This is a genomic window from Sinomonas sp. G460-2, from assembly GCF_047759905.1.
In the GTDB taxonomy this organism is placed as follows: domain Bacteria; phylum Actinomycetota; class Actinomycetes; order Actinomycetales; family Micrococcaceae; genus Sinomonas.
Map to the genome: position 1 here is coordinate 1 of NZ_JBKZWT010000190.1, position 7051 is coordinate 7051.

Consider the following 7051-nt stretch of genomic DNA (forward strand, 5'->3'; position numbering starts at 1 on the left):
GGGCATCGTCGTGGGCCGGGTCGTCGTACCGAAGACTTGCTCGGTCAGGCGGTCGAGGTCGCGGAAGGGATCGGTTCGCATCAGCATCACTGCCACCTCCAATGGCTCGATGGTTCGGATCAGAATATATGGTCTTTGATCGGCATATGATCTGCCTCTCAAGACACAGATATAATAGATCGACACGGGTAGGTCAAGGCAAGAGGAATCAGGTGGTGGCATGGCCCGCAGGCGCGACTCATCCGACGGCGTGTACGCGATCTCGGTGGCCGCCGAGCTCTCCGGTCTGGGCCTGTCCAGCCTGCGCCTCTACGAACGCAAGGGCCTGCTTGCCCCGTCCCGCACCGACGGCGGGACCCGCCGCTACAGCGAGGACGACATGGACCGGCTCGGCCGCATCGGCGAACTCGTCGAAGCCGGGCTGAACGTCGAAGGCATCCGGCTCGTCCTCGCCCTCGAGGACGAGAACGCCAGCCTCCGTGCCCAACTCGCCAAGGCACGCCCCGCCACCGGCCGCTGACGTCAGCGCGCCGGAACCTCCTTCCCGGGCGAACCCGCCCACCGGGAAGGATCAAGGGTCTGGCTCCTCCGGCTATTGCGATGATGAAGAAGGCCTGGCCGGGGATCCGCGATGGCCCGAAGGCCCGACAGGCCTCGGCACCGCCCGCCCGATCGGCCTGTGGTACTCCGGCGACGGGAAGCATCTACAACTCCCCGCTCCATGGGCTGCCACACCCCTCATCGGCGACGGCACCGCCGCCTGCAGCATCGGCCCGCACGACACCCTCATCGAACTCATCGACGCCACCGCTACCCACGACGATGCCTGGCTCGCAGAGGTTCCGGGGGTCCGTCAGGCGGGCCTCCGGCCCGATGACCGCTCGTCGGCGCTTTGACAACAGCTGTGAGTCTTTACATGGCCGGTCCGGGATCGGCTGGCAGGGTTGGCGTTGGTCGCCTCGCTGCGGTCGTGGCCCATGACAAAACTGGCCCCCTTGGGTGCCTTGCCTATGAACTGTCCGACCGTGGCGGGCGGCCGGCGCCGTCCCGGCCCACCTCGGTGGCCTGATAAGAAGCCTGCCCGACCCCTCGGGGTCGTGGCCCGTCACAGTTCTGCCTCGAAGTGATCTCTCCCGGGCACGGCGCCGGTCCGCAGCGACCGGGAACACTGCCCCGTCTGATGGAGAGGAAACCCGACCGCGATGACCACTGTCGCACAGTCCCGCTCGTTCGTCATCGGCGTGGACACTCACGCCAGGACCCATACCTACGCCGTGCTCGCCGCAAACGGCGAGCACCTGGGGACGGAGGCCTTCCCCAACACCCACGCCGGCAGGGCCCGCGGGATCGCCTGGGCCGGACGCCGGACCGGCGGGGACCTCGGTGCCCTGTGGGTCATCGAGGGAGTCGGCAGCTACGGGGCCCAGCTCGCCCGCCAGGCAGCGGTGGCCGGCTACCGTACGGTCGAAGCCGCCCGCATGGGTAGGGCCAACCGACGCGGGCTCGGCAAGTCCGACCCGATCGACGCCCGACGGATCGCCGCTGCCGTCCTCCCGCTCACCGAAGAGCAGCTGCGGACCCCGCGGATGGACGAGGGTGTCCGGGCGGCAGCCCAGATCCTCCTGACCGCCCGTGACGAGCTCACCGGCGAGCGGACCAGGGCCGTGAACGCCCTGACTGCCCTCGTGCGCATCGCCGACCTCGGCATCGACGCCCGCCATCCCCTCGGCGCCAGGAAGATCACCGAGATCTCCCGCTGGCGCCCTCGCGAGGAGGACCTCGCCGCCGCGACCGCACGTACCGAAGCCGTCCGGCTGGCCAAGCGGATCCTCGTCCTGGACGCCGAGATCAGGGACAGCGACAACCGGATCGGCGAGCTCGTCGACGCCAGCCCAGCCGCCGGCCTCGTCGAGGAGACTGGCATCGGGCCCGTCACCGCAGCCACCGTCCTGGTCGCCTGGTCCCATCCCGGACGGGTCCGCGACGAGGCCGCATTCGCCGCCCTGGCCGGAGTGAGCCCGATCCCTGCTTCCTCGGGCAACACCACCCGGCACCGGCTCAACCGCGGCGGAGAGAGGCGCCTCAACCGCGCCCTGAACGTCATCGCCATGGTCCGCATGGTCCACCACCCCCAAACCCGCGCCTACGCGGACAGACGACGTGCCGAGGGCAAGACCGACCGCGAGATCCGTCGATGCCTGAAGCGCTATCTCGCCCGACGCCTCTACCGCCACCTCAACACCGCCGCATCAACAGAACCGGGGGTTGACGGGATATAGAAGCTTCATTGAGATTCCTGCAGATAGTGCTGGAGGGCCGTCTTGGGGTCGCTGAGATCCGTCATGGGTGCATTCTCCGCCACAAGAAGGGCAGGATGGAGCCATGAGCTCCCAGTCGCGAGTGAAGGACATCAACGAGGATTCCCTGCACGTCGGCCCGCCCGAGACCTCGGCCGCCGGCCTCAAGGCGGTCGCGGTTGCCCTCGAGCGGGGGCTTGAGCAGGCCGGTCCGGTGCGGACGGCCCGTTCGCTCCTTCGGATCAATCAGCGTGGCGGATTCGACTGTCCCGGCTGTGCATGGCCTGAGCCGGACGGACACCGCAAGGCCGCGGAGTTCTGCGAGAACGGGGCGAAGGCCGTCGCGGAGGAGGCCACCACGAGCGCCGTGACGCCCGAGTGGTGGGACGCGCATCCCGTCGCGACCCTTCTGGACAAGACGGACTACTGGCTGAGCAAACAGGGGCGCATCGCCGAGCCCGTTGTGCTCCGGCCCGGCGACGACCGGTACCGCCGCATCTCGTGGACCGACGCGTTCGAGCTCGTGGCCGAGCACCTGCGCGCCACGACGCCGGATCGCTGCGTCTTCTACACGTCCGGCCGCACGGCCAACGAGACGGCCTTCATGTACCAGTTGTTCGCCCGGAGCCTCGGCACGAACAATCTCCCGGATTGCTCGAACATGTGCCACGAGTCCTCCGGGTCCGCGCTCAACCCCACGATCGGGATCGGCAAGGGGACGGTCTCCCTCGAGGACATTCACGACGCGAAGCTGGTGTTCGTGGTCGGCCAGAACCCCGGCACGAACCACCCCCGCATGCTCTCGGCGCTCAAGGAATGCCGGGACCGTGGCGGGAAGGTCGTGGCCGTCAACCCGCTCCCGGAGGCAGGGCTTCTGCACTTCAAGGACCCGCAGACGGTGGGCGGCTACATCGGGGACGGCGCGACGATCGCGGACGAGTTCCTCCAGATCAAGGTCGGCGGCGACCTCGCCCTGTTCCAGGCCCTCGGCCACCTCCTCCTCGAGGAGGAGCGCAAGGTGCCGGGCGCCGTCGTCGACCGCGCGTTCCTTGAGGCGCAGACGGAAGGCTTCGAAGCCTACGCCGCGGCCCGCGCGTCGCTCGACTGGGAGGTGACGGAGCGCGCCACCGGGCTGACGCGCGGCGAGATCGAGGCGACCGCGCGGCTGCTCGTGGACTCGAAGGCGACCATCGTGTGCTGGGCGCTCGGCCTCACGCAGCAGCCGCACTCGGTGGACACCATCCGGGAGATCGTGAACCTGCTTCTGCTCCAGGGCAACTTCGGGAAGCCGGGTGCGGGCGCGTGCCCCGTGCGGGGCCACTCGAACGTCCAGGGGGACCGCACCATGGGCATCTGGGAGAAGCCGAACGAATCGCTGCTCGCCTCCCTCGACGCCGAGTTCGGCATCGACTCGCCCCGCGAGCACGGCTTCGACTCGACGCAGGCGCTCGCCGCGTTCGAGCGCGACGATGTGGACGTGTTCGTCTCGCTCGGCGGCAACTTCGCGCAGGCCAACTCGGACACCGCGGCGCTCGAGGCCGGGATGCAGCGCGCTGGGCTCACCGTCCACATCTCGACGAAGCCGAACCGCTCGCACGTGGTCCACGGCCGCACCTCGCTCATCCTCCCGACCCTCGGCCGCACGGACCGGGACGACAAGCACCCGTCCGGCCGCCAGTTCCTCTCCGTCGAGGACTCGATGTCGATGGTCCATTCCACGCAGGGCCGGCTCGAGCCCGTCTCGGAGCATCTCCTTGCCGAGCCGGTCATCGTGGCGCGCCTCGCCGCCGCGGCGCTCGGCGACGACCACGCCGTGGACTGGCGTGCGATGGCCGAGGACTACGACGTGATCCGCGACCACATCTCCCGCGTGATTCCGGGCTTCGAGGACTTCAACCGGCGCGTCAGGCAGCGGAACGGCTTCCAGCTCCCCAACCCGCCGCGGGACACGCGAACGTTCGCGACGGGGGCCGGCCGCGCACAGTTCACGGTGAGCCCGCTCGAGTACCTCGAGGCGCCCGCGGGTCACCTCATCCTCCAGACGGTCCGCAGTCACGACCAGTACAACACGACCTTCTACGGCCAGGATGATCGCTACCGCGGCATCTCCGACGGCCGCCGCGTGATCCTCGTCCACCCTGAGGACCTTGCTGGGCTCGGGCTCGAGGACCGCGAGCTCGTGGACGTGGTGAGCGTGTTCCGGGGCGAGGAGCGCCGCGCCAACCGTTTCCGGCTCGTCGCGTACCCGACGGCGCGGGGCTGCGCGGCGGCATACTTCCCCGAGGCCAACGCCCTCGTGCACCGCGACCTCGTGGCGCGCGAATCCAACACCCCGGGGTTCAAGGCCCTCACCGTCCGCTTCGAGCGCCACGAAACGGGCCACGGCGCGGGCGCGGCCAGCGTGGAAGGAGGCCGTCATGGGGCGGCTGAGCCAGCGCCGTAAGGTGCGCAAGTACGTTCTGGACAGCGAGCACCCGGTTCGCGACAAGGAGGACGTGCTCGCCGTCGAGGAGCCCCTCGAGATTCGGCTCGGGAGCCTGTCCTACAGCGTCACGATGCGCACGCCCGGCGACGATTTCGACCTCGTCGCGGGCTTCCTCGTGTCCGAGGGCGTGGTCTGGGAGCCCGGGCAGATCGTGTCCGAGCGCTTCTGCGGGGGCGAGGACGCAGCCGGGCAGCAGACGTTCAACGTCGTCCAGGCGCAGCTGGGCCCCGATGTCGTCGCGCCCGAGATCGGGCGGGCCGTGTACACGTCGAGCTCGTGCGGCATCTGCGGCACGGACTCGATCGAATCCGTGCGTCGCTCGGGTCACCACAGCCCCGCGGACGACGGCGTGCGCCTCCTTCCCGAGCTCGTCGCCGGCCTGCCGGCTCGCCTCCGCGAGGCCCAGGCGCTCTTCGAGAAGACGGGCGGCGTCCACGCGGCGGGGCTCTTCCGGGTGGGCGAGGGCGGAACCTCGGCCGAGCTCCTGTGCCTCCGCGAGGATGTGGGGCGGCACAACGCCGTGGACAAGGTGGTCGGCTGGGCGCTCCGCTCGGGGCTCCTGCCGCTGCGCGGCACCGTCCTGCAGGTTTCGGGGCGCGCATCGTTCGAGCTCGTGCAGAAGGCTGCGATGGCGGGGATCCCCGTCCTGGCGGCGGTGAGCGCGCCGTCGTCGCTTGCCGTGGAACTCGCCGAGGAGTCCGGGGTGACGCTTGTGGGCTTCAGTCGGGGCACGGGATTCAACGTGTACGCGGGGCACGAGCGGCTCCTCGCCTGAGCCTCGTACAACGGTTTGGGCAAGCCCGTGGCAACCGCTTCCGCTCGGCGCTACGGGCGGGTAGCTTGGAATGCGCCTATTACTCTAACGATTTGATGGATCGGAGTGTCTGTGCACGACGACAGGCTCATCACCGAAGCCCGCATCGACAGGTTCGTTCGTGACCGCCTCGAGGCCAACGTCTATCGCCGGACCGTGCCGCTGCGGGCCGTGCGCTGGGACGCCCCCGGAGAGCCTGTCCCCGCGAAGGAGGCGATCGCCCAGGAGTACGTGCCCACGGGCCAGGGTGAGGCCTGGGGGCCAGCCTGGCGCACCACGTGGCTGCGTCTCACCGGGGAGGTCCCCGAGGGCTGGGGCGCCGAGGGCTTCGAGGTCGAGGCTCTCGTGGATCTGGGCTTCACGGCGCAGCAGCCTGGCTTCCAATGCGAGGGCCAGGCCTGGCGGCCCGACGGCGCGCCGATCAAGGCGCTCAACCCGAGAAACTCGTACATCACGGTCGCGGCACTCGGGGGCGGCCCCGCCGTCGACTTCTACGTCGAGGCCGCGGCCAACCCGGACGTCACGCAGGGCTGGCAGTTCATCCCCACGGCCCAGGGCGACCCGGAGACGGCAAGCCCCGAGCCCCTCTACCGCTTCGGCGCGATGGCGCTAGCCGAGCGCGATGTCGAGGTGTGGGAGCTCCTCCAGGACGTGCTGAGCCTGCGTGGGCTCATGCACGAGCTCCCCATGGACCGGCCGCGGCGGTACGAGATCCTCCGCGCGCTCGAAGGCGTCTGCGATCTCGTGGACCCCGACGACGTCTCAGGGACCGCCACAGCTGCCCGCGAGGCGCTTGCGCCCGTCCTTTCCGCCCCGGCCTCGAACAGCGCGCTGCGCCTCGTCGCGACCGGCCACGCGCACATCGACTCCGCGTGGCTGTGGCCCGTCCGCGAGACGGTCCGCAAGTGCGCCCGCACGTTCTCCAACGTCGTGACCCTCATGGACGAGGACCCCGAGCTGACGTTCTCGTGCTCGTCGGCGCAGCAGCTCCAATGGATCAAGGACGGCTATCCGGAGCTATTCGAGCGCATCAAGGAGAAGGTCGCCGAGGGACGGTTCATGCCCGTGGGCGGCATGTGGGTCGAATCGGACGCGAATATGCCGGGCAGCGAGGCGATGGCGCGCCAGTTCGTCGAGGGCAAGCGCTTCTTCCTCGAGGAGTTCGGCGTCGAGTGCGAGGAGGCGTGGCTTCCCGACTCGTTCGGCTATTCGGCGTCGCTCCCGCAGATTGTCCGAGCGGCGGGGGAGCGCTACTTCCTCACCCAGAAGACGTCCTGGAACCAGGTCAACCGGATTCCGCACCACAGCTTCCTGTGGGAGGGGATCGACGGGAGCCGCGTCTTCACGCACTTCCCGCCGACCGACAACTACAACTCCGACCTCGCGGCCTCCGAGCTCGCGCACGCCGAGCGCAACTTCCGCGACAAGGGACGCGCGACCCTCGGCCTCGTCCCG

Annotated in this window: 4 protein-coding genes and 1 pseudogene; all 5 read left to right on the plus strand. The window is 69.6% G+C overall.

The features are described 5' to 3' along the window. The first annotated feature begins 220 nt into the window (after nt 1-220). The gene (locus ACLN58_RS15305) at nt 221-520 is read left to right on the plus strand and encodes a MerR family transcriptional regulator (RefSeq protein ID WP_415856117.1); all 300 of its coding nucleotides are present in this window, start codon (nt 221-223) and stop codon (nt 518-520) included. Nucleotides 521-1202: 682 nt separating this feature from the next. Then, nucleotides 1203-2279 (plus strand): IS110 family transposase, encoded by a 1077-nt coding sequence (locus ACLN58_RS15310; protein WP_415856118.1) that lies wholly within the window; start codon nt 1203-1205, stop codon nt 2277-2279. A 103-nt stretch (nt 2280-2382) separates the two neighbouring features. Beyond that, complete coding sequence (locus ACLN58_RS15315; protein ID WP_415856119.1) at nt 2383-4740, plus strand: FdhF/YdeP family oxidoreductase; 2358 nt, start codon at nt 2383-2385, stop codon at nt 4738-4740. Continuing rightward, nucleotides 4715-5557 carry a formate dehydrogenase accessory sulfurtransferase FdhD gene (gene fdhD, locus ACLN58_RS15320; RefSeq protein WP_415856120.1) on the plus strand — a complete coding sequence of 281 codons (843 nt, stop codon included), beginning with the start codon at nt 4715-4717 and terminating at the stop codon, nt 5555-5557. The genes ACLN58_RS15315 and fdhD overlap by 26 nt, the downstream gene beginning before the upstream one ends. Before the next feature lie 111 nt (nt 5558-5668). After that, nucleotides 5669-7051 (plus strand): annotated as a pseudogene (locus ACLN58_RS15325) (alpha-mannosidase); the annotation flags it as partial.

Bases quoted from the DNA above. Each gene is read 5' to 3' on its own strand.
- ACLN58_RS15305 (WP_415856117.1), top strand. From the start codon at position 221: ATGGCCCGCAGGCGCGACTCATCCGACGGCGTGTACGCGATCTCGGTG.
- ACLN58_RS15310 (WP_415856118.1), top strand. From the start codon at position 1,203: ATGACCACTGTCGCACAGTCCCGCTCGTTCGTCATCGGCGTGGACACT.
- fdhD (WP_415856120.1), top strand. From the start codon at position 4,715: ATGGGGCGGCTGAGCCAGCGCCGTAAGGTGCGCAAGTACGTTCTGGAC.
- ACLN58_RS15315 (WP_415856119.1), top strand. From the start codon at position 2,383: ATGAGCTCCCAGTCGCGAGTGAAGGACATCAACGAGGATTCCCTGCAC.